Below are 24,884 nucleotides of genomic sequence, written 5' to 3' on the forward strand. Positions count from 1 at the left end.
CAGCCAAGTGTGTTGAGAATTGCTCCTTTGCCAATTGCGTTCCTAAGCCACCCTGCACCACCAATGACGTTCCCTTCTAAATCTTTCCTAGACGAGTCCTACGATTCACCCCAGGATCATGTTGCGGATACTCGTGCCGAGGCGCTGCCCGATCGCCCTGACAAGCCCGAAGAAGCCTGCGGCATCTTTGGTCTCTATGCCCCCGATGAAGAAGTGGCGCGGCTGGCCTATTTTGGTCTCTTTGCCCTACAACACCGGGGCCAAGAGTCGGCGGGCATCGCCACCTTCGACGCCTCTGGCAGCCACTGCTATAAGCACATGGGTTTGGTATCCCAAGTATTTGATGACCAAATTCTGCAAGACCTGTCGGGGCACATTGCTGTGGGCCATACGCGCTACTCCACCACTGGGTCTAGCCACGTGTGCAATGCCCAGCCCGCCATGGTGCCCACCCGCCTGGGTGAGCTGGCCCTGGCCCACAACGGCAATTTGGTCAACGCCGCCGACCTGCGCGAAGAGCTGTTAGACCGCCACCATGACCTGGTGACCACCACCGATTCAGAAATGATCGCCTTTGCCCTGGCCGAGGCCGTCAACGATGGGGCCGACTGGGTCAGCGCTGCCGAAACCGCCTTTAACCGCTGCTACGGAGCCTTTAGCCTGGTAATTGGCACGCCCAACGGCATTTTAGGTGCCCGCGACCAGCAAGGCATTCGCCCCCTGGTGCTGGGGGTGCTGGGCCATGACCTTCCTGAGGTGGGTCAGCCCGCTCACTATGTGCTGGCCTCAGAGACCTGTGCCCTCGACATCATTGGAGCCACCTACGTTCGCGACATTGAGCCGGGTGAATTGGTGTGGATTACCCCCGATGGCATTATTTCTCGCCAGTGGGCAGAGGCGACCCAGCGCAAGCTCTGCGTGTTCGAGATGATCTACTTCTCGCGGCCCGATAGCATTGTCAACGGCGAGAGCCTTTACAGCTACCGTCGCCGCCTGGGCCATCAGCTAGCCAGAGAAGCTCCTGCCGATGTGGATTTGATTATGGCGGTACCCGACTCTGGGGTGCCAGCGGCGATCGGCTTTTCGCAGCAGTCTCAGATTCCCTACGCGGAGGGGCTGATTAAGAACCGCTATGTGGGGCGCACCTTTATTCAGCCGACCCAGTCGATGCGGGAGGTGGGCATTCGCATGAAACTAAATCCCCTCAAGGACGTGCTGGAGGGCAAGCGAATTTTAATCGTGGATGACTCAATTGTGCGAGGTACCACTAGCCGTAAGATTGTGCAGGCTCTGCGAGATGCGGGTGCGATCGAGGTACATATGCGGATTTCGTCGCCGCCGGTCACCCACCCCTGTTTTTATGGCATTGATACCGACAACCAAGATCAGCTAATTGCGGCCACCAAGTCTCTAGAGGAGATTGCCGATCAAATTCAGGTAGATTCCCTAGCTTATCTGAGCTGGGAGGGCATGCTGGCCGCGACGAATCAAGAGCCAGGCAGCTTCTGCTCTGCCTGCTTTACGGGCAAATATCCGGTGGAAATTCCTGAACCCTTTAAGCGGGCCAAGCTCAAGTTTGAGGTCAAAGAACCAGTAGCAACCTAACGAGGCCCTAGCTGACGCATGCCAGGGTTATGCGCCAATCTTGGCCCTGCTGTTGCACTTTCAAAGAGCGGCATTTGCCCAAAAATTTTGGCAGGCCTTTGGGTTCGCCGATGCGTTTCAGTACGGCGCTCATGGGTTCTTGGTAGACGTGGGCAAAGTAGGCGGCCAGCACTGAGAGCTGAATTTGGCTATCTGTCTGCCCCGAGGAGAGACGCCACAGGAGGGTAATCAGAGCTTGTTCTAGGCTGTGGGCATCGGTGATGGGCGGTGGCAAAGCTGCGGCCTCTACTGCCCCCTCGGATTTCAGGGATTCCTCTAACTGGGGAACGATGAGCGCGACTGCGGGTTCTGGCGGTGGGGATGTGTTGTTCGCGATCGCCTTGAGGGTGACGGCAATCTGCTTGCTGTCGGGTAAGGGGGAAAGGACAAAGGCCCTGTGGGATTTGAGAAACTGCCCCAGGGTTTTGTAGCCCGAGTTGGCCTGGAGCGCCTCGCTGGCGGAAAGGTGGTGGCGATCGCGAAACAGCTTGCCCAGATGGCCCATAGTAATTGGCTGATCAGGATCATCCTGGTGGGCTTGAGCTAGCAGCTGTTTAAGCGATCGCGCCGTTTCAGCGAGGGTGGGTACCTTCATCACCTGCTGGGCTGATTCAGTTGCTGGGTCATTCCCCTCACCGGAGCCGAAATAAACCTTTTCGGTGGTTTGCTGGGCCAGATTGAGCAACTCAAACCAGCCGTCGTGGCGGTGACTAACGCAATAGACACTGACCCCCAGGTTGAGCAGCGCGTAGCCCAGGTGCAGCAGATCCGTATCCGCCGAGCAGATAAATACCTCGCGGATCGACGGGTTTTGAAGGGTAACTAGAGACGTGTCTACCGACATTTTGATGTCGGCACTGTTTTTGCCCGAGGGCACATGCACCATCTGATAACCCCGGCGGTATAGATCGCGATCGCGGCGACCTAGCCTGCGCCAGTTGCCAAAGGCCAGTCGATGACGAATGGGGTATTGACCCACGGTTTGCAGAAATGCCTCCAACACCTCGGGCGGGTTCATGTTTTCGGCATCCACCAGCAACAGCCCAACCCAGGGAAGGGGGGAGGGTTTGTCCTGAGTCAGGGGAGCTGGGGTCTGTTTAGGGATAGCGGAGGAGATTGGGGAGGTGGCGGCGGCGATCGCTAGCTGCTGCACCCGTTGCAAAATCTGGCCGTAGGGCTTAGACCCCTGAAAGGCCGGGACAAACAGCTTTGCCAAAATCCGCTCGACGGTTGGCACCGAAAGACCGGGCTGTTGCTCCAGCAGCGCCGTCAGCCTGGTGATTTGCGTTTCTGTAGAGGTCGCCTGCAACCAAGCTCTACTGGCCTCCGTGAGCAGATCCGCCCGCTGCTGCTGCGTTTTTAAAAGCATGGCGTGCAGAAAACGAGCCATTTTCTCACAGTGCTCTGGGTTAGGCGGCTCAGGGAAATGAGTCATGCCAGGGGCCTAAACGCTTAATGGCTTAGTTTACACGATGGGAAAATCCAGCCTTTCTCAAACCATAACGATGGCGGATGCTCAGGTTTAGGTCATCCTTTTGGCTCGACATTGCCAGTGGTGGGTTGCGGGGACGCTAACGTAGTCGGCGATCGCCTGCTGCATTCTCTGCCGAACGCTAATTGCCTGGGAGGGCCGCGACTCTACCCTAGCGATCGCAGTGAGGCACCACCGGCAAGACAAGCTTTTTGAGAGCTGACTCCAGCTCCATTGCTCTGCCCGTTCACCGTACAAACTGTGCCACAACAGTTTCTGAGGTGGTCTAAGCGTTAAAACCCAGCCAGTGCTTGAGTACCCGCCAGCGATGGGCGGGGGTAGGCAGCCGTAGCCAGTAGGCCCAGCGGCGCGACCAACCTCCTAGGCGTCCGGTGATGCATAGCCCAAACCCGCAGACCACGGCCTCCCCCTGACCCAGGGTAAGCATGTCGCCCAGATGGTTGTAACGAAAGGGTATGAGAGCACGATTGGCGATCAGCGCCAGCACATTAGAGGCGACCGCAGGGCCTGCCTGGTAAGCGGCCTGGGCTGTAGTGGGAGCGCGATTGAGAAAGGGATATTCATGCTGAATCGGTTCCCGTTTTTGAGATGCCGCAAGCTTTACGCTTTGGGAACCGCGCCCTGGGGCAGGCATGGCGGCCATGTCCCCCAGCACAAAAACATTGTTGTAGTCGGGCAATTGCAGGGTAGGTAGCACCTGGCACTGGCCAAACGCAGTTAGCTTGAGGTCATCCCCCAGCCAAGCATGGGGCACTGTACCTACCGTCCATAGGGTAATGTTGGCCTGGCAGTGGCGGGTTTTCCCCTCGTGGCCAAAGGTTAATCCGCTGGCATCCACCGCTTCGATCGCAGCATCTAAATAGACCTCTACCCCCCGTTTCGCCAGGGCTCGCGCCGCGGCCCGCTGGATGCGCTGGGGGTACGATCGCAAAATTTCGCCCCGCCGATCGACTAAGGTGATCTGGCCCCGGCTACCGAGGCGATCGCTCAGTTTGCAGGCCAGCTCGACGCCGCTAGGGCCAGCCCCGGCCACTACTACCCGCACTTGAGGCGATTGTTCAAGGTCATTTAACCGCCGCTCTAGCTGTTCGGCATCTTGTAGGGTATTGAACGGCAGGCTATGGGTCTGGCTACCGGGGGTGGCAGGGGGCCGCATTTGGCTACCCAGCGCCACTACCAGGTAATCGTAGGTGAGAGGTGCGCCGTGGCGCAGGGTGACGCGTTGCTGGGCTAGGTCAATGTGTTCGGCCCAGTCCTGGCGCAGGTCAACGGCAGTGTGTTTGAGCAACTCTCGGTAGGTAGGGGCGATCTCCCAGGGGGCTAGTTCCTGGGTGAGCAGTTCGTAGAGCAGCGGGGTAAAGTTGAAGCGATCGCGCGGCTCGACTAGGGTGATGTGGATGGGGTGGGGCGATCGCCGCGATCGCTGGTGCAAAGATAGGGCGCAATACAGCCCCCCAAATCCGCCCCCCAAAATGCAGACTTTTACCGCCCTGGCTCGGTCAGGGGCAGAGGGATCATCTGAGGCGGCAGTAAATGGCTTTGATGGCATAGCAAGGGAACCGGGGGCTGTGCCAAGGGTGCCCAGCTTACTGCACAATAGCGCTAGGTTGGCTTTGCTACTCTCACCGCCTTATCTCTACTCTATGTCTGAGTTTCGCCAGGGTGCTTCATCTGCTATTGACCTCTGGCTGCTCTCTACCGACTTTGAGACGACAACTCGGCAGGCCCTCAAAGCCTGTTTATCGTCTGCGGAACAGGCTCAGCTAGAGCGCATTCACCGACCCGCTGTTCAGCGTCAGTTCCTAGCCAGTCGAGGCTGCCTACGCCATCTACTGAGCCGCTACACCGGCCAAGCACCCGCCGCACTTACTTTTGCCTACGGGCCCAAGGGCAAGCCAGAACTCAGCCCCGACGCCAGTAGCGACGGCGTGGTACCAAAATTTAACCTATCCCACAGTGAGCAACGACTGCTCGTGGCCATTAGCACCGCCGCTGATGTCAGGGCGATCGGTGTAGATATCGAAGCCCTGCGCCCGGTGAAATGCCTGCCGGGGCTGTGTCGTCGCTACCTCACAGCCGCTGAGGCTAAAACCATGCTGGCCCGATCGCATCCCCAGGCTGACCATCATTTTTTGCGCTATTGGACGGGTAAGGAGGCCTGCCTAAAATCCCTGGGCATTGGCATAGCCGACTCTATGCAGGCCCTAGAGTTGTGCTTAGAGACTCCGCTAACCTCAAGGCCGACGTCGGTAAAAGTGGTGACGGCACCGGGGTTAGACCATCCAGGGCCGCTCTATCAGTGGCAGCTAGAACCAGGGTATATCGGTGCGATCGCCGTTCAATCTCCCCACCTAGGGTCAGAGCATTTGCGCCTTTGGTCAACGACTCCTGCTGCCGTCCTAGCCGGGGACTGGTCCAACTAGAGCCAACCTCAGATCGACAATCCTCGCTCCTGCCTAGGTGTCGCCCGGATCAGGGATCCCTGGAGGCAGGGGGGCGTCATCGTGGTTCCAAGAGATATCGGGCATACTGAGCGCGGCTTCCCGCAGGGCCACTTCCCAGTGCTTACGCATTTTGATCAGGTAGGGATCCCCCGCTTGAAACTTTGCCCGGTGGCGAATCTCAAAGCTGTTGGTCTGGTACATGGCCATATGAATCGGCGGCCCCACCGACAAATTCGATCGCATCGTCGAGTCAATCGACAGCAGCGCGCACTTGGCCACCGCATCGAGGGGCACGTCAAATCCTAAGGTGCGATCGAGGATGGGCTTGCCGTACTTGGTCTCGCCAATCTGTAAAAACGGTGTCTCAGGGGTGGCCTTGATGCAGTTGCCCTGGCTGTAGATCAAAAATAGCTCTGGCACCTCTCCCTGCACCTGACCGCCCAGCAAAAAACTGCATTTAAAGTCAATTTTGTCCTGGGCCAGCCAGGCGCGATCGGCCTCTTGCAGGGCGCGAATTTGATCCCCTAGATAACGAGCTACGTCATAGAGGCTGTGCAGGCTGTGCAGGTTAGGCGCGCGATCATGCTTAATGTCTTGACTGAGCTGATGCACCACCGCCTGGGTAATCGACAGGTTGCCCGAGGTGCAGAGCAAAATGACGCGATCGCCCGGCTTCGAGAAATCAAACAGCTTGCGGTACGACGAAATGTAGTCAACCCCAGCATTGGTGCGCGAGTCGGCGGCCAGCACCAACCCCTGCTTCACCAAAATGCCCAAACAGTAGGTCATTGGTCTCCAACGGTACGTCATGGCGGCCCCATACCCCTGGAGTCAGGCCGCCTCAGTCCATAAACCGCAAAAAAGCGCCGGCTAAACCAGCGCCCTAAGAATACACCTAATTCCCATAGCCCGACTTGCGGCTCTTAATCCGGCGCAGCAGCGGCCCGGCACCACAGCCACCGACCGCGATCTTACGATCCGGTCTGCTTGCTAGAGGTTTGGATGTACAGAATTAGCAGAAAAACCGTCGGTACCAGAACAAAGAGAATGCTGGCTACAAAACCAAGCTTATTGACTTCCATCAGTGCTTGCCTCTACTACTCTCAACCCAACAACGTCGCATCAAGCTTCCAACGCTAGCCGTCTCTATCCTTGTCAAACCTGCTTTAGCTCGACTCACCAAAGACTCGCTGCGCTAAAAACCCGACGCTTTCAGAATATCACTCTACTCGGTGAGAATGCAGCGCTGCGCCAAAGCCCCTCAGCCAATGCCAGACGATCAAAGCTAGGCGCTCTTGGCTTTAGCTTTAGCTAGGGCCTTGCGATCTGGCTTTGTGGCCACCGAAACCGGCCCATTCACCATGGCCTGGCAAGCCAAGCGACAGCTTGCAGGCCACTTCTTCAGTTTGCGCTCCTCTACCTGAGTGCGGGGTGAAAGGTTCTCGCCGCCTGCCACTACATCGACAACGCAGGTGCCGCACTGGCCGTAGCCACCGCAGTTCATCAGCTTGCCGCTAAAGGTATAGATATCAATGCGGTTTTCTAAGGCCTTAAAACGCAGGTTGGCCCCGTCGGCAACGACAATCTCAGTGCCTTCGTTAACAAACTTAACATTAGCCATCAAGGGAATCTCCTTAGCGTTCTGCGTCGTTAGCAGCGGTAAATCAAGCCTTTGGCCGCTAGGCCGAGGTGTTTTTAGGCCACAACCCTGAGCGATCGCCCCCAGCCAAGGCTCAAGCTGGTTGCGAGGGAATTTGGGACTGGTTACACTTCGTTAAGTAATTTCATTGTTACATCTCATCTGTACCAAATGGTTCCGCATCCAACAATGACATCGCCCCCTCAGGCAATGGCGGGATGACGGGGCAATTGGAGCAATACTGAGAGCCTGATTCTGATAGGCTAATCAGTACTGGCATGCTTAAGACAAATCCCAAAACAACATTGTTTTACCTAGAGGAGGAGCGTAGTCAATGGGACTACCCTGGTACCGGGTACACACGGTCGTCGTTAACGATCCCGGGCGACTGATTGCTGTACACCTAATGCATACGGCCCTGGTAGCTGGCTGGGCCGGCTCGATGGCTCTCTTTGAACTGTCCACCTTTGACCCCAGTGACCCCGTACTCAACCCCATGTGGCGGCAGGGCATGTTTGTCCTACCCTTCATGTCTCGTCTGGGCGTAACCCAGTCGTGGGGCGGCTGGAGTGTGACCGGCGCATCTGCCGTCAACCCTGGCTTCTGGTCCTTTGAAGGTGTGGCTGCAGCTCACATCGTCCTGTCAGGCCTGCTATTTTTAGCTGCCTGCTGGCACTGGGTCTATTGGGATCTAGATCTGTTCCGCGATCCTCGCACCGGGGAACCGGCGCTGGATCTGCCCAAAATGTTTGGTATTCACCTGTTCCTGTCGGGGCTTCTCTGCTTCGGCTTTGGGGCCTTCCACCTGACCGGTCTCTGGGGACCTGGTATGTGGGTATCTGACCCCTATGGTCTCACTGGTCATGTGCAGGGGGTGGCTCCCGAATGGGGTTCCGCAGGCTTTAACCCCTTCAATCCTGGCGGTATTGTGGCTCACCACATTGCCGCAGGGATTGTGGGCATTATCGCTGGCCTGTTCCACCTCACGGTGCGTCCGCCCCAGCGCCTCTACAAGGCTCTGCGCATGGGTAACATCGAGACGGTGCTGTCCAGCAGTATCGCAGCGGTGTTTTTTGCAGCCTTTGTGGTGGCAGGCACCATGTGGTATGGCAGTGCCGCTACCCCCATCGAACTGTTTGGCCCCACCCGCTACCAGTGGGATGGTGACTACTTCAAGCAGGAGATCCAGCGGCGGGTTCAAGCCGATGTCAATGCCGGGTCATCCCTGGATGAGGCCTACGCCAGTATTCCTGAGAAACTGGCCTTCTACGACTACGTTGGCAACAGCCCTGCTAAGGGTGGTTTGTTCCGGGTTGGCCCCATGGTCCAGGGCGATGGTATCGCTGAGGGTTGGTTGGGTCACCCTGTCTTCAAAGACAAGGAAGGCCGTGAGCTATTTGTCCGCCGCCTGCCCAACTTCTTTGAAACCTTCCCCGTGGTGTTGGTTGACAAAGATGGCGTCGTTCGGGCTGACATTCCCTTCCGTCGGGCTGAATCTAAGTACAGCTTTGAACAGACTGGTGTAACCGCTACCTTCTATGGTGGTGAGCTAGGTGGTCAAACGATCACTGAGCCAGCCCTGGTGAAGCGCTACGCCCGCAAGGCGCAGCTGGGTGAACCCTTCGAGTTCGATCGCGAAACCCTCGGCTCTGACGGGGTATTCCGCACCAGCACTCGCGGTTGGTTTACCTATGGTCATGCCGTGTTTGCGCTGCTGTTCTTCTTTGGTCACATCTGGCACGGGTCTCGTACTCTGTTCCGCGATGTGTTTGCGGGTGTAGACCCCGATCTGTCTCCCGAGCAGGTGGAATGGGGTTTCTTCGCGAAGGTGGGAGATACCTCCACTCGTAAAGAAGAAACTGTTTAGTTTCCCGTGAGCTAAGGTGCCCGGCGGTTGATTTTAGAACGTCATCCGTCGGGCACGTTATATCTAATCCCTGTAAACTAAAGATAACCCGGTTGAGATAGGAGCCTTTTTCACCATGGAAGCTGTCGCTTACATCTTCATTTTTGCCTGCATCATTGGTACCCTGTTCTTTGCGATCGCCTTTCGCGAACCCCCTCGCATTTCTAAGGACTAATCCCGGCGACTTAGTCACTTAGACCGATGATGGTTTGAGGTTTACGCAAATTTGACAGGACTTTCGACTCATTTCGATTGTTTTCTCACAATTTAATTAATATAGAGGCAAGCCTTTCCGTCCATGGGAAGGCTTGCCTCTATTTTTCCAGGTTGCAATGACCTTAAGGCATTCTGGCCTGGTCCTTTTTCTCCCATTGGGAGTGTGTCTATGCATTGCCCGTTCTGTCAGCATCTGAACAATCGAGTCTTAGAGTCGCGATCGGCGGAGGCGGGGCGCAGCATTCGCAGACGCCGGGAATGCCTGCGCTGCGAGCGACGATTCACCACCTATGAGCGCATTGAGTATGTGCCCGTTACGGTGATCAAACGCAGCGCTGACCGAGAGCTATTTGAACGATCCAAGGTGCTGCGAGGTATCGTGCGGGCCTGCGAAAAAACCCCGGTGTCGTCTCTGGCAATGGAGGCGATCGTCGATGACATTGAGGCTGAACTTCAGCAGCGGGCTAGCCGAGAGGTGACCAGCGCCGAAATTGGCGAGATGGTGTTGGCTAAGCTCCAGGCCATGAATGAGGTAGCCTTTGTGCGGTTTGCCTCGGTCTATCGTCAGTTTCAAGGCATTCGCGATTTTGCCGAAACCCTGAGCCAGCTTCAAGGTGAGCGAGGCGATCGCCCCGGGGGCAATACGGAAAACGGCCAGTCCTCAACCTACGTGATTTCTGCCCAATCTTTGTAAGCTAGTAGTCTCAGTGAATTTCAACGTCGAACTCAAACCAATCCTGTCGGTGTAGATAACAACACCGCTTATTCAGCTATAATTTTAATCCTGTGGGTTTATCGGGCTGTCTACGTCGGCACGCTGTTGCGTGGGGGCTGACTGTCACATATCTGAGTTGATTGTTTTGTACGTCTACACGGAAACCGCAGTATTACGGAGAAATAATAGGACAACACTAGCATGCTCAATCAGGACGTAAAGGACGCTGACATCGGGTTTACACACGAAGACTTTGCCGCACTTTTAGATAAGTACGACTATCACTTCAACCCAGGCGATACGGTTTCTGGTACCGTGTTTAGCCTTGAGCCCAGGGGCGCCCTGATTGATATCGGTGCTAAAACCGCCGCTTATCTCCCTATTCAGGAGATGTCGATCAACCGGGTTGATCACCCTGAAGAGGTGTTGCGCTCCAATGAAACCCGCGAGTTCTTTATTCTTACCGACGAAAACGAAGACGGTCAGCTGACCCTCTCCATTCGTCGTATTGAGTATATGCGCGCCTGGGAGCGGGTACGCCAGCTCCAGCAGGAAGATGCCACCGTCCGTTCTGGGGTGTTTGCTACCAACCGAGGTGGTGCTCTGGTGCGCATTGAGGGGTTACGCGGCTTTATCCCCGGTTCTCACATCAGCACCCGCAAGCCTAAGGAAGATCTGGTGGGCGAAGACCTACCCCTCAAGTTCTTGGAAGTTGACGAGGAGCGCAACCGGCTTGTGCTCAGTCATCGTCGTGCTCTGGTTGAGCGCAAGATGAACGGTCTTCAAGTGGGTGAAGTAGTGCTGGGCGCAGTGCGCGGTCTCAAACCTTACGGTGCCTTTATCGATATCGGTGGCGTTAGCGGTTTGCTGCACATCTCTGAGATTTCCCACGATCACATCGACACGCCGCACAGCGTGCTCAACGTCAACGACGAAATTAAGGTCATGATCATCGACCTTGATGCTGAGCGAGGCCGAATTTCTCTCTCGACTAAGCAGCTAGAGCCCGAGCCGGGTGACATGGTCAAGAATCCTGACCTGGTCTACGACAAGGCTGAGGAAATGGCTGCTAAGTACCGCGAAGCCATGCGTCGTCAGGCTGCTGAGCAAGCTGGCGAGATAATTGACGAACCTGAAGAACAGTATGAAGAAGAGGAAGTAGCCGTGGCTGTGGACTAGGCCCTTCGTCTAGTCTAAGCTCTCTCCAAATGCTTCCAGCGCCCGCTCGATGACACTATCGGGCGGGCGCCATCTGTATCTGCTCAGATCAACGCGACCCCGGTGGTCAAACTCAATGCCTTCGTCCTCTAGCATGGCCCGCTGAATGTAGTCGCTGCCACAGCGCAGAGGCGACTCAGAGACTTCTCCCTTAGCGTTGATTACCCGTTGCCAGGGTACGTCGTCGGTGGTCATATCAACTCGGTAAAGGGCGTAACCTACCAACCGGGGTTTGCCAACCAGCCCTGCCAGCTCAGCCACCTGCCCATAGGTGGCAACCCGGCCCCGAGGAATTTGGCGGACTACGGCGTAGATGCGTTCGTAGGTCAGCATAGCCTTAGCCCGCCGTGGGTTTGGAGCTGGTCAGTACGACTAGCGAAAAGTCGGCCACGGCGATCGCTTCTCCGGGTTTGTAAACCCGCCTATCGTTCACAAAGCCAGCGGGCTTTTCAGTGTTAATCACCATCGACCAAGACGGGTTTCTAAGCAAGGGCGGCACGTAAAAATTTTGAGCATCTGATTGGGCATTAAAAAACAGCAAGAAGCTGTCGTCCTCTAGCCGCTGCCCCTGAGCTTCAAAGCCCATCAGCTCTTCGCCGTTGAGGAATACCGTAATCGCCTTGGCTGAGCCGCCATACCACTGGTCGTCTGTAATTTCGCTGCCGTCTGGGTTGTACCAGCCGATATCGTGAACCCCAGAGCCGTGAATGGCTCGACCCTGAAACCAGTGGCGGCGGGCAAAGGACGGGTGGGTTTGGCGGAGCTGAATCAGCTGGCGAGTAAACGACAGTAGCTCACGGCCTGGGAGGCTCAAATCCCAATCGAACCAAGACAACTCGCTGTCCTGGCAGTAGGTATTGTTGTTGCCCTGCTGAGTACGGCCAATTTCATCTCCCCCAAGCAGCATGGGAACCCCTTGGGAGAGGATCAGTGTAGCCAGCAAGTTGCGCTGCTGCCTGTGGCGCAGGGCCAAAATAGTTGGGTCGTCAGTTTCGCCCTCGACCCCGCAGTTCCAGGATCGGTTATAGCTCTCGCCGTCGCGGTTGTTTTCGTGGTTGGCCAGGTTGTGCTTCTCGTTGTAACTCACCAAATCCCGCAGGGTAAACCCGTCGTGGCAGGTGATGAAGTTAACGCTGGCGTGGGGACGTTTGCCGTTGGCCTTATAGAGGTCAGAACTGCCGGTAATTCGAAAGGCAAACTCGCCGAGGCGGCAGTCATGGTCGCGCCAAAAGTCGCGCATAGAATCGCGGTATTTGCCGTTCCACTCTGACCACAGCAGCGGAAAGTTGCCCACCTGATAGCCCCCTTCCCCTAAGTCCCAGGGTTCAGCGATTAGCTTAATGGTAGACAGCACCGGATCTTGGTGAATGATGTCGAAGAATGCTGCCAAACTGTCAACTTCGTACAGTTCCCGAGCTAGAGCCGAGGCCAGGTCAAAGCGAAAACCATCGACGTGCATCTCTAACACCCAGTAGCGCAAGCTATCCATAATCAGCTTGAGCACTTGCGGATGGCGCACGTTGAGAGAGTTGCCGCAGCCAGTGAAGTCCATGTAGTAGCGGGGGGCGTCTTCGACGAGGCGATAGTAGGCCGCATTGTCGATGCCCCGCAGGCTGATGGTCGGCCCTAGGTGACTACCCTCTCCGGTGTGGTTGTAGACCACGTCTAAAATGACTTCAATACCGGCCTGGTGCAGCGCTTTGACCATCTGCTTGAACTCGTTGACCTGGCCGCCGTTCTGCCCAGCACTGCTGTAGCCGCCGTAGGGTGCCAGGTAGCTGAGCGAGTCATAGCCCCAGTAGTTGCGCAGCCCGGTGTCGGCTAGATGCCCTGGATAAGCGTGAAAGTGGTGGACAGGCAGCAGCTCTACAGCGGTAATTCCCAGGCGGCTGAGGTGGTCAATCACCGCTGGGTGGGCCAGCCCGGCGTAGGTACCCCGCAGCGCTTCTGGTACGTCGGGGTGGCGCTGGGTGAGCCCTTTAACGTGGGCTTCGTAAATAATAGTGCGATGCCAGGGGATATCAAGGGGGCGATCGCCCTCCCAGTCAAAGCTAGGATCAACCACCACAGCCTTGGGCATAAACGGAGCGCTATCTACCTCAGAAAACGACAAATCGAGATTTTCGAGGTCGTTGGTGGCATCTAGGTCATAGCCAAAAATAGCCGGGTCAAACTGTACATCGCCATCTACGGCCTTAGCGTAGGGATCGATGAGCAGCTTATAGGGATTAAATCGCTGTCCGGCCTTGGGATGATGGGGCCCCTGCACCCGAAAGCCATAGCGCTGCCCAGGCCCCACTCCAACTAAATAGCCGTGCCATACGTAATTATCAACCTCAGTCAAAGGGATGCAGGTTTCCTGGTTAACCGCATCGAATAGGCAGAGGTCAACCCCGGTCGCATTTTCTGAAAACAGGGCGAAGTTGGTGCCTGTGCCATCCCAGGTGGCACCCAGGGGATAGGGACGACCTGGCCAGACTTGCATTCCCATGATGAGTGCGGTGTTGCTTAAAGAGTCTAAGGTTTAACGACGCTAAGGCTGATGGTTCTCTGAGGAAACCCATTGAAACTATTTTGCGGAGCCAATGTGTCGTGCCTATCCCAGGTTAACAGGCTACGGGAATAGGCGTGGTAATGGCAAGAGGGGCGTGGCATTTCTGGGGCTTATCAAACTTTTATAGTCTTACGGTACTCTGCCAGGAGAGATTGGGTTGTCGATGGCAGTCTGTGTCGAACAATACTAATCGGCTTGATAAACCTCATTGATAGGAGTGGTAAGCAATGCCTCTCACAAAACGTTGTGTAGCTGAATTTTTCGGGACGTTGTGGTTAGTACTGGGCGGCTGTGGTAGCGCCGTGCTAGCCGGTCAGTTTTTAGATAGCAGCGGTGCCTTTAACCTAGGCATCGGCTTCTTAGGTGTTTCGCTGGCCTTTGGTTTGACAGTGCTGACCATGGCCTACGCCATTGGCCACATCTCAGGGTGTCATCTCAATCCGGCGGTGTCCTTTGGGCTGTGGGCGGGGGGACGGTTCCCCAGCAGCGAACTGCTGCCCTACATTGTGGCTCAGGTGTTAGGGGGTATTGTCGGGGCTGGCATTATCTACATCATTGCCACCGGCCAGGCCGGATTTGCAATTGACCCCTCCGTGGGTAATCCTTTGGCTACTAATGGTTTTGGAGATCACTCACCCGGTGGGTTTAGCCTGTTGGCCTGCTTCGTGTGCGAAGTGGTGATGACCTTCTTTTTCTTGATGATCATCCTGGGAGCTACTGACTTTCGCGCCCCTGTGGGCCTAGCCCCTGTGGCGATTGGCCTGGCGCTGACGCTCATTCACCTGATCAGCATTCCAGTGACCAATACTTCTGTGAACCCGGCTCGCAGCACGGGGCCAGCTCTGTTTGTTGGCGGCCCGCTGTTTGCTCAGCTATGGCTATTTTGGGTGGCACCGATTCTGGGGGCGCTGCTGGCGGGGTGGTTCTATGCCACGTTCTTCTCCGTCGATAGAGAGCCAACGGCTCAGGTTGAAAGCGTCAAGCCAGTCGTCTAGCGCGAAACCCCAAACCCTAAGTTGTCAGCTTGCTCTGATGGGTTAGAGTCTAAACTTCATCACTGGAATTGTTGACACAGATTGGGGGAAGCGTTCCCCCAGTTTTTTGTGGTTCAGAGGCTAGGGCAACTGATGGCCACAGCTACCGCAAAAACGATCGCTCTGCGCGATCGCAGCCCCACACTGGGTACAAAACTTCTGAGTGTTAACCGTCGGCATATCCGGCCCGAGGGTCATTTTACCCATACGCAAGGTCATGGGGTTGAGCGACATTTCCATGTTGCCCATCTGCATGGGGGCCATGGGCGGCATGGGCTGGATGGAAGGCATGGGTGGTATCGAGGCGATCGGAGAATCAGCCTCGGTCGCCTGCATAGGAGTAGCCTGGTCAGCCGCCCAGGCCGTGGCAGGCGCAACTGCAATCTGCATACCCTGAATTTGCCAAAAAAATGTGCCTTGGGCTGTAACACAGCGTAGGAGCACCCCAGCGCCAACCCTGACGATTTGAGGTACCTCTGTCCATGGGCCAGTGGGCACCTGAGTGCTGGACTGCTGCTGTTGGCCAGCCTCAGCACTGGCTAGGGTAACAATCGTATTGGGGCCAGGGTTGTCAAGATATATCTTTTGGCCAGGGCTAAGATCGCAGTGATAGGGCATAGTTAACGTTGCTAAGCTAATTATGTTATGAAACTAAAGCGGTTTTGATCCGTGGACCTAGGCTGTAGGTATGCTAGGACAAGCTACTGACCTCTAGCCGGTTTCTCCAAACTATTTTTGGTTAATCGACTCGGTTTAGAGCTGGTTTAAGGATCTCCTTGGGGCACTTTGGAAAAACTACGGGCAGGTCAACCTGAGTGTTTTTAGACCCGCCAGCTACAATCGGATAGTCGAATGAGTTCCTTGCCTGAGGTTGTAACTGATAGTCGTTTGAGGATGACATACCCAAGTCTAGCTAGGTGGGCTGGGGTATGGCGCGATCGCTGCCATGGCTAAAAAAAGCGCAGGGCTACTCATGTATCGAACCCAGGATTGCCACCTTGAAGTGCTGTTGGTGCACTCAGGTGGCCCCTACTGGGCCAATCGCCGCTGGCAAGCCTGGACAATTCCCAAGGGTGAAATCGACCCTGGAGAAGACACCTTTGCAGCCGCCAAACGCGAATTTTTAGAAGAAACGGGTCAAGTCCCGACCGGCAGCTTTCGCCCCCTACAGCCGGTACGCCAGGCAGGGGGCAAGCTAGTCTTTGCCTGGGCCTTTGAAGGCAACTTCAACCCTGCAAACCTGAACAGCAATACCTTCGTTCTAGAATGGCCACCTAACTCTGGCGTGCTGCGGGAGTTTCCTGAGGTAGACCAAGCCGCCTGGTTTGACCTAGAAGAAGCCAAAAGACGCATCATTAAAGCCCAAGGCCAGTTTTTAGACGAGCTAGTGCGAGTGCTGGGGCAAGTACCTTTAGGGTGAGTGCTTTTGGATACTTGGCAGACTTTAAAGGGTAGACTGCTGCAGAAACTGCCGCAGTCGCGCCATCACCAAACTTTGACCTAGATTTAAAGGCAGAGCCGACACTCCCTCCAGTCGCGACTGCACCCACTGATCACCCCAGTACCATTCATGGAAACCATCAATTCCGCCACATAGCACCATGTAAAGGCTGTGGTCGTCGACCTGTGTGACATCGTGACGAATTTCAACCGGGCCAAGGTAACTGTTAAAGCTCAGCCCACTGTAGATCTTGTCAGGCAACCCTTGGCTAAACTGCTGAGGCCAAAGCCATCGGCGAAACTGACTGGGCCGCACCAAGCTGGCCTGAATATGCTCCTGAGTGGCATTGACTTCGATGCGAAGATGGCTGTGCTGAAATGTGCCTAGCATAGGGGTGGTGGCCCGCAAACAACACCTCTCAGTATGCCAAAAGAAAACCAATGGGATATGGCCACCGCTGCGGCAAACACGTTCTCTCCTAGAGGTGGGTAAACTGCCCTAAACCCGCCCTCCCTAAACCTCTTACAATAATTAATAAGCAATATTAAGGGAATACTGGGGCAGCTCATGGTAGATCAACTGATTCGGGCTACCGCCGCCGATGGCGGCATAAGGGTGGTAGGCGTCATCACCACTAAACTCACTGAGGTGGCCCGGCAGCGCCACAATCTTTCCTACGTAGCTACCGCTGCCCTGGGTCGTACCCTTTCAGCGGGTCTGCTGTTAGCCTCCAGTATGAAACAACCCCAGGGTCGGGTAAATATTCGCGTGCGGGGAGATGGCCCTCTAGGCGGCATTCTGGTGGATGCCGGTATGGATGGTACTGCCCGTGGCTATGTAGATAACCCTGCTGTGGAGCTGCCTCCCAATGCCCAGGGCAAACTCGATGTCGGCGGAGCCGTAGGCCGAAACGGCTACGTCTATGTGGTGCGCGATATGGGCTACGGCTACCCTTACTCCAGCACCGTTGAGTTAGTCTCAGGGGAAATTGGCGACGATCTCACTCACTACCTAGTCAGCTCTGAGCAAACCCCCTCGGCCCTGATCCTAGGTGTGTTTGTCGGTGCCGATGGGGTGGAGGCAGCTGGGGGTCTACTGCTGCAAATTTTGCCCCGCGCCGCCGAAGATAGCGAAATAGTGGACCTGATCGAAAGCCGCCTGGCCGCACTAACGGGCTTTACCCCTCTGCTGCGGGCCAACAAAACGTTGCCTCAGATCTTTGATGAGCTGGTGGGTGATCTGGGCCTAGAAATTTTGCCTGAAACCCAGATGGTGCAGTTTTCTTGCCCCTGTTCCTTCGATCGCATGCTGGGGGCGCTCAAAATGTTGGGCGAAGATGAGCTACAAGACATGATTGAAACCGATGACGGGGCCGAAGCAATCTGTCATTTTTGCAATGAGGTCTACCGCACCAACAGCGAGCAGCTAGCGCAGCTAATCGTGGATCTACGGGAAGATCGTAAGGAGGCGCGGAGTTGAGGGCTTGGGGAGATGAGGAAGATGGGGTGATGAATTCTGTTGTCGGATCGATCCCTGCAGGGTTTAGCTTTTCCTCATTGCACCATCTCTCATATTTTTTGTTGGCCCATCAATCGCTGATAGGCTAGCGCCAGCGCATCCTCATCACCCACGTTGCCGGGAAACAGCACTACCGGCAGATTCGGGAATTGAGGATGATCAGCAGGAGTGCGCACGGCGGAGACACCAGGTAGAATTTGGCCGAGCAGGCGGGCAGTGCGTAGGGCAAGGCCCGTGCTAAGGGTGTCGTTGGAGGTGATGCCGCCTTTGCTGATCAGGAACCCGATATCGTCGGGCAACCCTTTGACCACGTCCATTAGCAGGGAAGAGACTTCGACACCAAAGTCGAGACGGGCTTGAACAGTGTCGAAGGCGAGTTCTTGGCGGCTGGTGTAAACCACAGGCACCTGGCCGCTGTTGTGGGCTTTGTTTACCTGGTCAAAAATATCTGCCAACACCGCTTTGTGATGGCCTAGCTCCTCGTCTCTGAGCTGTGCCACGTCTACTTCAATGCCGGTTACGCCAGGTTCCTGTAGTAGCTGCTCAAGCTGCTGGGTGGTCTTTTGTACGTGGGAGCCGACGATGATGGCTCCAGGGCGGCCACCGCGCACGTAGGTACGCATGTGACTGGCGTCGATGGGTTGGGGAGGCAGGGCGGCCAGGGCGGTGAGAATGCTGGCGGCGCTGCGAAACAGAAATTTTTTACCCTGGGCCGCCGCCGCGAGCAAATCCTGGGCAAACTGGTTCAGGTCAGCCTGGGTTTCGCCATCCACAGCGCAGCAGACGTTGTGCTCTAGCCCCATCAGCCGTTGTAGCGAACCCGTCCGAATATCCTCAAGGGTAAAGCATTCTACGGATGCAGCCGGGATGCGGCCTGAGGTTTTTTCGGCGACGTAGGCGGGTAGATAGCTGGTGCTGTAGCCAAATACCGAATCTTTGGCGAACTCGGTTTCGTGGACAGGAGTGGGAACGCCATCCACCATGAGGTAGTGAACGCTGTCACGGGTGATACGCCCGCCCTCAAAAAAGGCGGGCACCAAGAAGTGGGCGTCGAAGGGGCCGAGTTCCTGAGCGATCGCATCGGTCTCCACCGGGTAGTGCCCCCGCAGGGTTGAGTCGGAGCGGCTGACCACGAGATAGTCCTGGATGCCTTCAAGGGCGATCGCCTGCTTTAAATTCTGGCAGACCTCGCGAGTCACCTGCTCAGCGGCGGCGGCAGTGAGGGCGCGGGTGTTGGTCAGCACAAAGAAAATCGGTGAGGCATCACGCAGCCCCTGGCGCAGCGTGTCTACGTCCCACTGCATGAGCAGCAGACAGCTGTGCACCGTTTGAGAACCGGTGGGGTCGTCGTCTAAAACAATAATCTTGGGCTGAGCCATTGGTGCTGGCCTCGACGGGGTGAACAAAAATCACTATCGCCCATGGGGGACGCGTTGGCCAAGGTAGCTCCAAAAAAATAGGGTTCCTAGTTATCCTAGGAACCCTATTTTTTGTTTTGGTGGCGGGGCATGGATTTGAACCATGGACCTTCGGGTTATGAGCCCGACGAGCTACCAGACTGCTCTACCCCGCGGCGGCTTATTCAATATAGCGCTAAATGTTCTCAGATAACAATCTATTTTTCTTTTTACATAAACTTTTTTCAAGCGATGGGTCTAAATTCCTTATCCCAGGGTGCTTTGAGCCAACCGAGCGGCTGAGCAAAATCCATTCCTAGCCCCTTTAAGCAGAGCCGTGCTGGTTAAGCACGCCTCCCAAAACCCAGTAACCCCAGAGCGACAGGTCGAGGGCCAGCCCGTTTTCAGATGCGTTCTGATTGCGGTCAATACATCATGGGCAGATCGCCGACGACATCGAGCCGGGTAAAATCGCCTACTTTCATATAGGTCTCGGCCAGGGTGTCGGCCACTGTGGGGGTGATCCAGCCGAGTTGCCGTAGGGTAAAGATCGCGGTGGCGTACTTGGCCCGCTTCGCGCCATCGATCACCTTAATCGACAGGCCCAACCCTTCGCCCACCCGGCCAATGCACTGAATGCCCTCAGCCCCCGATTTGCTGACCAAGGCCCCGTGGGTGAGGTTCATTAGCGTGGTGTCAAAGCTGCCGGGGCCGCCCACCATGTCGGGATGGCTAATCATGGCTCGGACAATGCGCTCCATGTCGAGGTTATTGCCCGAGGAGAGCATGGCAAACAAGGACGCCATCTGGCTCAGCTGCATGAAGTATGTGGGAGCGCCGCAGTCATCGTGGGCGCAGATAAACTCATCCGAAGGCATGCCCAGCAGCTCTGAGATGCGGGTCAAAATTAGCTTTTGTACCGGGTGGCTGCGATCGAGATAGGTGGCTAGGGGCCAGTTGCGCTGCTGACAAACGGCCAGCATCCCAGCGTGCTTGCCCGAGCAGTTGTGCTCAAGGGGGCTTTTTTTGCCTACCGGAGTAGGACAGCGCAGGGCGGTGGGGTCGAGATCGGCCTGCCAGAGAATGTGAAAGGCCTGCCGTGCCTGCTCGATGGTGCCCTGGTGAGAGCCGCACATGATGGCTAGATCGCGATCGCCAAGGTTGTAGCGCTCTAACGCGCCGGCTGCGGTCACCGCCAGCGCCTGAAAGGGTTTGAGGGCAGAGCGCATAAAGGTACCTAGCTCACCGTTGCCCGCCACCGATAGGGTGCGCCCTCGGTTATCGCATACCGCCACGTGGGCCAGATGAGTAGCCTCGACAATGCCCTCCCGCAGCAGCTGAATTTCTAGCTCTTTAGTTTGGTGGCGGTTAACCCGACTGCTGGTCATAGGGGACGCTCTGCGGTGGTGTACAAGGGTAATGGGGCGGCGATGACCACTATACCAGGGGCCAGACAATCAGCCCCAGGGCAAGCAGCAGCGCCATAACCCCCAGCGTGCGGCGAATGCGCTGGAGTACGGGCTGCACCTCATAGTCGACGATCAAGCGATCGCGGTTTGAAACCTCTTCGGGCTTCACCCAGAGCTGACCGTCGTACCAGCCCGACTCTTCATAGGGCACGGTGGTTTCTCGCAGTCGTCCGCCCACGTGAGCCCACCCCACGTAGAGCTGAAGGAGGGCCAGCACAGGTAGTACTAGAGCCCCCAAGGCTCCACTGAGGCCAAAGGAAAGGGGATGCTTGGCTGGGTCAAAACTGGCGGCGGCCATAGGCCCAGCCACAACCCAGCCAGCAAACCAAAGAATAGCGACGGGTTTGAGGTAGGCTGCCAAATCTCGGCTACCCCAGCCGTAAAACCAGGACTCGCGCACATCCTGATATTCGTTAATGGGCTGTTGCTCAGCCGGTACTGGACATCGTTGAGTCATGGCCACCGACAATACGCAAATCTAGCTATAGCCTAAACGAATTGCCTACCAATAGGAATTGCTGCTTAGGAATTTGTGCTCCAGCAGACAGTGACCGCGAGGGCAAACAGGCCAATCTTAGCTCAGCTTTAGAACTGGGCTGGGCTAAAGTGCTGGCCTGAGGGTTGGTACAAAATTTGGTTGGCATGACCCCAAAACGCCTCTAGATCGTAGTAATCTCGGGCCTCGGGCATAAAGATGTGGGCAATAACTTCGCCGTAGTCCATGACAATCCAACTGCCCTCGCCCTGGCCTTCGACCCGCAAAGGGCGACGGTTGTAATCGGTTTCGAGACTGGCCTCAATGGAGCGGGTAATAGCGCGCACCTGTACGGCTGAAAAGCCAGTGGCTACCACAAAATAATCAGCTAAGTACGACACATCTCCCACCTGGAGAATGGTGATGTTGCCCGCTTTACGCTCATCGGCGGCAGCCGCAATGGCGTAGGCCAGATTGAGGGCATCGTCCTCAGTTTGATTCGGCGCAGGGGCATCGGTAGCAGCAGGCTGACGGTGGGAAGACTGGGTCATACGCAAAGACGTAATGGGACAATTACGGTGTCTGTGGTTCAGATTGACTGCGCCGATACACCGTAGCTTCTATTGTAGGGGATGACTCTGGGGGGCCGCAGACTGGCTCTCTCCACGGTCATAATCTGTTATGGAAAGTCTCAGCCCTGCCCGAGGTGGGGCAAAGTTTGAGATCCCAAACGGGGCGCAGCGTATATCATTGATCGTCAATATTTAGCGGCTGAAAAGTGGCTGCAAAGGCGGGGTGGCGGCTGGTTTCTGCCCCTCAGGCGTGGATACTCTACGGCTCGTCTTTGAACTCTACAGGGGAAGATACACCATGCCTCAACTTACGCTAGTTCAGATCGTCGTTGCTGCTTTAACCGGCCTGCTGCTGGCGGTTATCGTGGGGTATTACCTGCGTCAGAGCCGGGTGAATGAGCTGACCGAGGCCTTGCAGCAAAGCCAAAAGCGCCAAGAGGAGCTAGAGAGAGAGCACGAGCAGCGGCTGCGCACCGCCACTCAACAGCTGCAAAAAGATTACGAAGCTCATCTCGCCGAGAAAATGGAGCAATATGAGGATCGGCTTGAGGAGCGGCGTGGACAGCTAGAGTCTGAGTACCGTACTCGCCAGAGCGTAATGGGCAGTGCCCCCGTGGATGCCGACAGCACCACCGAACAGCGCATTCGCAAACAGTACGAGACCCGTCTTAAAGAAGCAGCCACTAAGATTCAGCAGGCCTACGAGCAGCACCTGCAAGACAAGCTAGTAGAGGCGCGATCGCAGGCTCAGCAAGACTACGATCAGCGGTTGGCAGAGGCGATCGCCCACTACCAAGACCAAGAGCAGACTCGCCAGCCCCAGGCCCCTAGCGCGCTTGCCCTGAGTGCCCTAGTGCCAGAGCCGACAGCCACAGCCAGTGTAGATACCTCGGATGTCGCTGAGATCAAAGCCCGGCTTCAGGCCGAGTATAACCAGCGTCTGGCCCAAATGGAACAAGACTACGAGGCCCGGTTACAAATGGCCCAGGCTGGCGGCTCGGTGCCCGCTGCGATCGAACCCTCCACCGCAGAGCTAGAACTCAATCTGCGGCGAGAGCTAGAGGAAAGCCTCAGAGCCGAATACGAGCAAAAGCTGGCCGAGAAGATCGAGCACTACCAGGATGAGCTGACCCAGCGCACCCAAGAGCTTGAGCAGGCCTACGAAGCCCGTCTGCAACTGCAAGTCCCGTCTTTCCCAGAGCCAACTGCCCCTGTGGCCGATGAGCCAGCCGTTGCTTTAGACATGGCCATGCTTGAAGAAGCTATGCCGCCGGAAGCTGCGATCGCCGACGAAGCTGCTCTGATCGCCGACAGTGAGATCAGCCTCGATATGAACGAGTTCTCCTCAGCAGGGCTTTCACCGACAGTGGAGGAGGAAGACTCAGCCCTGGCGGCAATGCTAGAGAGTGAGACAGACAGCGGTCAAGTTGATGATTGGGGGTTAGAGGCTGACGTTGACACCGACAGTCTCGACGTAGATGCTTTCACGACATCAGACCCAGACACTATCTCAGATCTATCTGAACTGAATTTTGATGACGCTGACGAAGTTCCCCCAGAGCCAACCTCGCCAGGGTCAGCAGCAGGAGACTTTGGCTTGGCTAGCCTCGTAGAGAGTGAAACAGACAGCGGCCAAATTGATGCCTTTGGCCTAGAGTCTGACGTTGACACTGATAGTCTTGACCTCGATGCCCTCAACGAACCTATCTCAGAATCCAGTTCTGAGTTTGCTGTGGATGAGTTTGCTCTTGAGTCAGCACCGGCATCAGATGAAAGCGATTTCGGCCTGCTCGAAGACGAAACATATAGTGGTCAAGCCGATGACCCGGATCTAGACGCCGACTTTAACGCCGACAATCTCGATCTCAATGCCTTACTTAACGAATCTGACTTAGAACCCAGCTCCGAATTTGCTGTGGATGAGTTTGCTTTTGAGGCAGCACCGGCATCGGATGAAAGCGATTTCGGCATGGCTAGTCTGCTCGAAGACGAAACATATAGTGGTCAAGCCAATGACGCGGATCTAGACGCCGACTTTAACGCCGACAATCTCGATCTCAATGCCTTACTTAACGAACCTGACTCAGAACCCAGCTCCGAATTTGCTGTGGATGAGTTTGCTTTTGAGGCGGCACCGGCATCGGATGAAAGCGATTTCGGCATGGCTGGTCTGCTTGAAGATGAAACATATAGTAGTCAAGCCGATGATCTGGGTCTCGACACCGACTTCAACGCCGACAGTCTCGATCTCAATGCCCTGCTCAACGAACCTGTCTCAGAACCCAGTTCCGAGTTTGCTGTGGATGAGTTTTCCTCTGAGGCAGCTCCATCTGAGTTAGATGACGGGGACTTTGGCTTGAGTGCCTTATTAGAGGGCGAAGCAGACAGCGGTCAAGAGGATGAATTTAACCTGGATGCCGACTTTAACGCTGACAGCCTCGACCTCGACGCCCTACTCAATCCGCCTGCGCCAAAACCAACTTCTGACGACCTGTTAGACGATCTCGACGACCTCAGCAGTCTAAGCTAATCGTTGCTCTATAACCGCCCAACATTCAGCCGTAAAAATCTTGGTTTTGGCCCAGGTGGGCTCTAAAGCACATTCGGAGTATAGGGCTCAAATTCCTTACAGCTACCCTTTTTGACCGTAATCACTGTCTTGACTCCGCCGCGACGGGTGTAATCGCCAATTACCCGCAACCCCTGGGGCTGGAGCTCGTTCCACAGGCGATCGGCAATCTGGTTGGCTACATTCTCATGGCTGATGCGCTGATCGCGAAAGCTGTTGATGTAGAGCTTAAACGCCTTGAGTTCCACCACCCAAGGCCCTGGGCAATAGTCCACCACAATAGTGCCAAAGTCCGGGTAGCCCGATCGCGGGCATAGCGCCGTAAATTCTGGGTGCTCTAGGTGAATGGTATAGACATTTTCCGAAGGATTCGGCCATTTCTCGAGCGGGTCTACGCTGGTTTGGAGAATGGCGCGATCGCCGTATTGAGAGGCTGAAGCTGAAGCAATAGTCATGGGCAGCAGAAAATGGGGTAGACAGGATCAGTTCAGGCTGATACAGAGCGGTTGAGACCAGCTTTGCCAACGCTTAGCATTCCCAAAAAAAAATGCGGCTGCGGCGTAGACTGCCTCCTTGGGTAA

Annotated in this window: 24 protein-coding genes and 1 tRNA gene; 10 read left to right on the top strand and 15 right to left on the bottom strand. The window is 56.0% G+C overall.

Annotated features, from left to right (window positions below):
* Positions 1 to 63 precede the first annotated feature (63 nt).
* Positions 64 to 1,605: an amidophosphoribosyltransferase gene (gene purF, locus H6G07_RS03925; protein WP_073607456.1), complete on the top strand. Its 1,542-nt coding sequence runs from the start codon at positions 64 to 66 to the stop codon at positions 1,603 to 1,605.
* A 7-nt stretch (positions 1,606 to 1,612) separates the two neighbouring features.
* On the opposite strand, the gene H6G07_RS03930 is transcribed toward purF, so the two are convergent.
* Both H6G07_RS03930 and H6G07_RS03935 read right to left on the bottom strand, forming a co-directional pair.
* Positions 1,613 to 3,013, bottom strand: coding sequence for an NYN domain-containing protein (locus tag H6G07_RS03930; RefSeq protein ID WP_171972966.1), 1,401 nt, complete (start codon positions 3,011 to 3,013; stop codon positions 1,613 to 1,615).
* Positions 3,014 to 3,401: 388 nt separating this feature from the next.
* A complete protein-coding gene (locus H6G07_RS03935) occupies positions 3,402 to 4,685 on the bottom strand; it encodes an NAD(P)/FAD-dependent oxidoreductase (protein WP_139296944.1) in 1,284 nt (427 codons plus the stop codon).
* Between the two features lie 94 nt (positions 4,686 to 4,779).
* Here H6G07_RS03935 and H6G07_RS03940 point away from each other — a divergent pair, with 94 nt between their 5' ends.
* Positions 4,780 to 5,559, top strand: coding sequence for a 4'-phosphopantetheinyl transferase family protein (locus H6G07_RS03940; protein WP_073607454.1), 780 nt, complete (start codon positions 4,780 to 4,782; stop codon positions 5,557 to 5,559).
* 33 nt (positions 5,560 to 5,592) lie between these two features.
* Here the strand turns inward: H6G07_RS03940 and H6G07_RS03945 are convergent, their stop codons facing one another.
* From H6G07_RS03945 to H6G07_RS03955, 3 genes are all read right to left on the bottom strand, one after another.
* The gene (locus tag H6G07_RS03945; RefSeq protein WP_073607453.1) at positions 5,593 to 6,369 is read right to left on the bottom strand and encodes a proteasome-type protease; all 777 of its coding nucleotides are present in this window, start codon (positions 6,367 to 6,369) and stop codon (positions 5,593 to 5,595) included.
* Between the two features lie 182 nt (positions 6,370 to 6,551).
* Positions 6,552 to 6,662, bottom strand: a complete 111-nt coding sequence (psbM, locus tag H6G07_RS03950; protein ID WP_017300174.1) for a photosystem II reaction center protein PsbM — start codon at positions 6,660 to 6,662, stop codon at positions 6,552 to 6,554.
* A 203-nt stretch (positions 6,663 to 6,865) separates the two neighbouring features.
* Positions 6,866 to 7,201, bottom strand: a complete 336-nt coding sequence (locus tag H6G07_RS03955; protein WP_073607452.1) for a 2Fe-2S iron-sulfur cluster-binding protein — start codon at positions 7,199 to 7,201, stop codon at positions 6,866 to 6,868.
* Between the two features lie 352 nt (positions 7,202 to 7,553).
* Between H6G07_RS03955 and psbB the strand changes: the two genes are divergently transcribed.
* From psbB to H6G07_RS03975, 4 genes are all read left to right on the top strand, one after another.
* Positions 7,554 to 9,086 (top strand): photosystem II chlorophyll-binding protein CP47, encoded by a 1,533-nt coding sequence (gene psbB / locus H6G07_RS03960; RefSeq protein ID WP_073607451.1) that lies wholly within the window; start codon positions 7,554 to 7,556, stop codon positions 9,084 to 9,086.
* A 115-nt stretch (positions 9,087 to 9,201) separates the two neighbouring features.
* A complete protein-coding gene (locus H6G07_RS03965; RefSeq protein WP_073607450.1) occupies positions 9,202 to 9,300 on the top strand; it encodes a photosystem II reaction center protein T in 99 nt (32 codons plus the stop codon).
* Positions 9,301 to 9,510: 210 nt separating this feature from the next.
* On the top strand, positions 9,511 to 10,035 hold the full coding sequence (gene nrdR / locus H6G07_RS03970) for a transcriptional regulator NrdR (RefSeq protein WP_073607449.1): 525 nt from the start codon (positions 9,511 to 9,513) through the stop codon (positions 10,033 to 10,035).
* A 222-nt stretch (positions 10,036 to 10,257) separates the two neighbouring features.
* Positions 10,258 to 11,235: a 30S ribosomal protein S1 gene (locus H6G07_RS03975; protein ID WP_073607448.1), complete on the top strand. Its 978-nt coding sequence runs from the start codon at positions 10,258 to 10,260 to the stop codon at positions 11,233 to 11,235.
* Positions 11,236 to 11,244: 9 nt separating this feature from the next.
* On the opposite strand, the gene H6G07_RS03980 is transcribed toward H6G07_RS03975, so the two are convergent.
* Both H6G07_RS03980 and glgX read right to left on the bottom strand, forming a co-directional pair.
* Positions 11,245 to 11,607 (bottom strand): MGMT family protein, encoded by a 363-nt coding sequence (locus H6G07_RS03980; protein WP_073607447.1) that lies wholly within the window; start codon positions 11,605 to 11,607, stop codon positions 11,245 to 11,247.
* Between the two features lie 4 nt (positions 11,608 to 11,611).
* Complete coding sequence (gene glgX / locus H6G07_RS03985; RefSeq protein ID WP_338420679.1) at positions 11,612 to 13,759, bottom strand: glycogen debranching protein GlgX; 2,148 nt, start codon at positions 13,757 to 13,759, stop codon at positions 11,612 to 11,614.
* Positions 13,760 to 14,055: 296 nt separating this feature from the next.
* Between glgX and aqpZ the strand changes: the two genes are divergently transcribed.
* Positions 14,056 to 14,823, top strand: a complete 768-nt coding sequence (gene aqpZ / locus H6G07_RS03990; RefSeq protein WP_073607445.1) for an aquaporin Z — start codon at positions 14,056 to 14,058, stop codon at positions 14,821 to 14,823.
* Positions 14,824 to 14,943: 120 nt separating this feature from the next.
* Here the strand turns inward: aqpZ and H6G07_RS03995 are convergent, their stop codons facing one another.
* Positions 14,944 to 15,480: a zinc ribbon domain-containing protein gene (locus H6G07_RS03995; protein ID WP_073607444.1), complete on the bottom strand. Its 537-nt coding sequence runs from the start codon at positions 15,478 to 15,480 to the stop codon at positions 14,944 to 14,946.
* A 328-nt stretch (positions 15,481 to 15,808) separates the two neighbouring features.
* On the opposite strand from H6G07_RS03995, the gene H6G07_RS04000 reads away from it, so the two are divergent.
* Positions 15,809 to 16,282, top strand: a complete 474-nt coding sequence (locus tag H6G07_RS04000) for an NUDIX hydrolase (protein ID WP_073607443.1) — start codon at positions 15,809 to 15,811, stop codon at positions 16,280 to 16,282.
* A gap of 24 nt (positions 16,283 to 16,306) precedes the next feature.
* Here H6G07_RS04000 and H6G07_RS04005 read toward each other — a convergent pair whose 3' ends face one another.
* Positions 16,307 to 16,693 carry a hypothetical protein gene (locus H6G07_RS04005; RefSeq protein ID WP_073607442.1) on the bottom strand — a complete coding sequence of 129 codons (387 nt, stop codon included), beginning with the start codon at positions 16,691 to 16,693 and terminating at the stop codon, positions 16,307 to 16,309.
* 177 nt (positions 16,694 to 16,870) lie between these two features.
* Between H6G07_RS04005 and hslO the strand changes: the two genes are divergently transcribed.
* On the top strand, positions 16,871 to 17,782 hold the full coding sequence (gene hslO / locus H6G07_RS04010; protein ID WP_073607441.1) for an Hsp33 family molecular chaperone HslO: 912 nt from the start codon (positions 16,871 to 16,873) through the stop codon (positions 17,780 to 17,782).
* An 89-nt stretch (positions 17,783 to 17,871) separates the two neighbouring features.
* Here the strand turns inward: hslO and H6G07_RS04015 are convergent, their stop codons facing one another.
* From H6G07_RS04015 to rsfS, 5 genes are all read right to left on the bottom strand, one after another.
* Complete coding sequence (locus H6G07_RS04015; RefSeq protein ID WP_073607440.1) at positions 17,872 to 19,200, bottom strand: four-carbon acid sugar kinase family protein; 1,329 nt, start codon at positions 19,198 to 19,200, stop codon at positions 17,872 to 17,874.
* Between the two features lie 117 nt (positions 19,201 to 19,317).
* A tRNA-Met gene (locus tag H6G07_RS04020) sits at positions 19,318 to 19,394 on the bottom strand.
* A 249-nt stretch (positions 19,395 to 19,643) separates the two neighbouring features.
* Positions 19,644 to 20,606 (bottom strand): asparaginase, encoded by a 963-nt coding sequence (locus H6G07_RS04025; RefSeq protein ID WP_073607439.1) that lies wholly within the window; start codon positions 20,604 to 20,606, stop codon positions 19,644 to 19,646.
* A gap of 49 nt (positions 20,607 to 20,655) precedes the next feature.
* Entirely contained in the window at positions 20,656 to 21,144 is a 489-nt protein-coding gene (locus H6G07_RS04030) for a CGLD27 family protein (RefSeq protein WP_073607438.1), read from the bottom strand.
* A gap of 128 nt (positions 21,145 to 21,272) precedes the next feature.
* Positions 21,273 to 21,713 (bottom strand): ribosome silencing factor, encoded by a 441-nt coding sequence (rsfS, locus tag H6G07_RS04035; protein ID WP_073607437.1) that lies wholly within the window; start codon positions 21,711 to 21,713, stop codon positions 21,273 to 21,275.
* Between the two features lie 319 nt (positions 21,714 to 22,032).
* On the opposite strand from rsfS, the gene H6G07_RS04040 reads away from it, so the two are divergent.
* The gene (locus H6G07_RS04040; protein ID WP_073607436.1) at positions 22,033 to 24,264 is read left to right on the top strand and encodes a hypothetical protein; all 2,232 of its coding nucleotides are present in this window, start codon (positions 22,033 to 22,035) and stop codon (positions 24,262 to 24,264) included.
* A 62-nt stretch (positions 24,265 to 24,326) separates the two neighbouring features.
* On the opposite strand, the gene queF is transcribed toward H6G07_RS04040, so the two are convergent.
* Positions 24,327 to 24,758 carry a preQ(1) synthase gene (gene queF, locus H6G07_RS04045; protein ID WP_073607435.1) on the bottom strand — a complete coding sequence of 144 codons (432 nt, stop codon included), beginning with the start codon at positions 24,756 to 24,758 and terminating at the stop codon, positions 24,327 to 24,329.
* Positions 24,759 to 24,884: the final 126 nt, after the last annotated feature.

The organism is Phormidium tenue FACHB-1052 (assembly GCF_014696675.1).
Classification (GTDB): Bacteria; Cyanobacteriota; Cyanobacteriia; order Phormidesmidales; family Phormidesmidaceae; genus Nodosilinea; species Nodosilinea tenuis_A.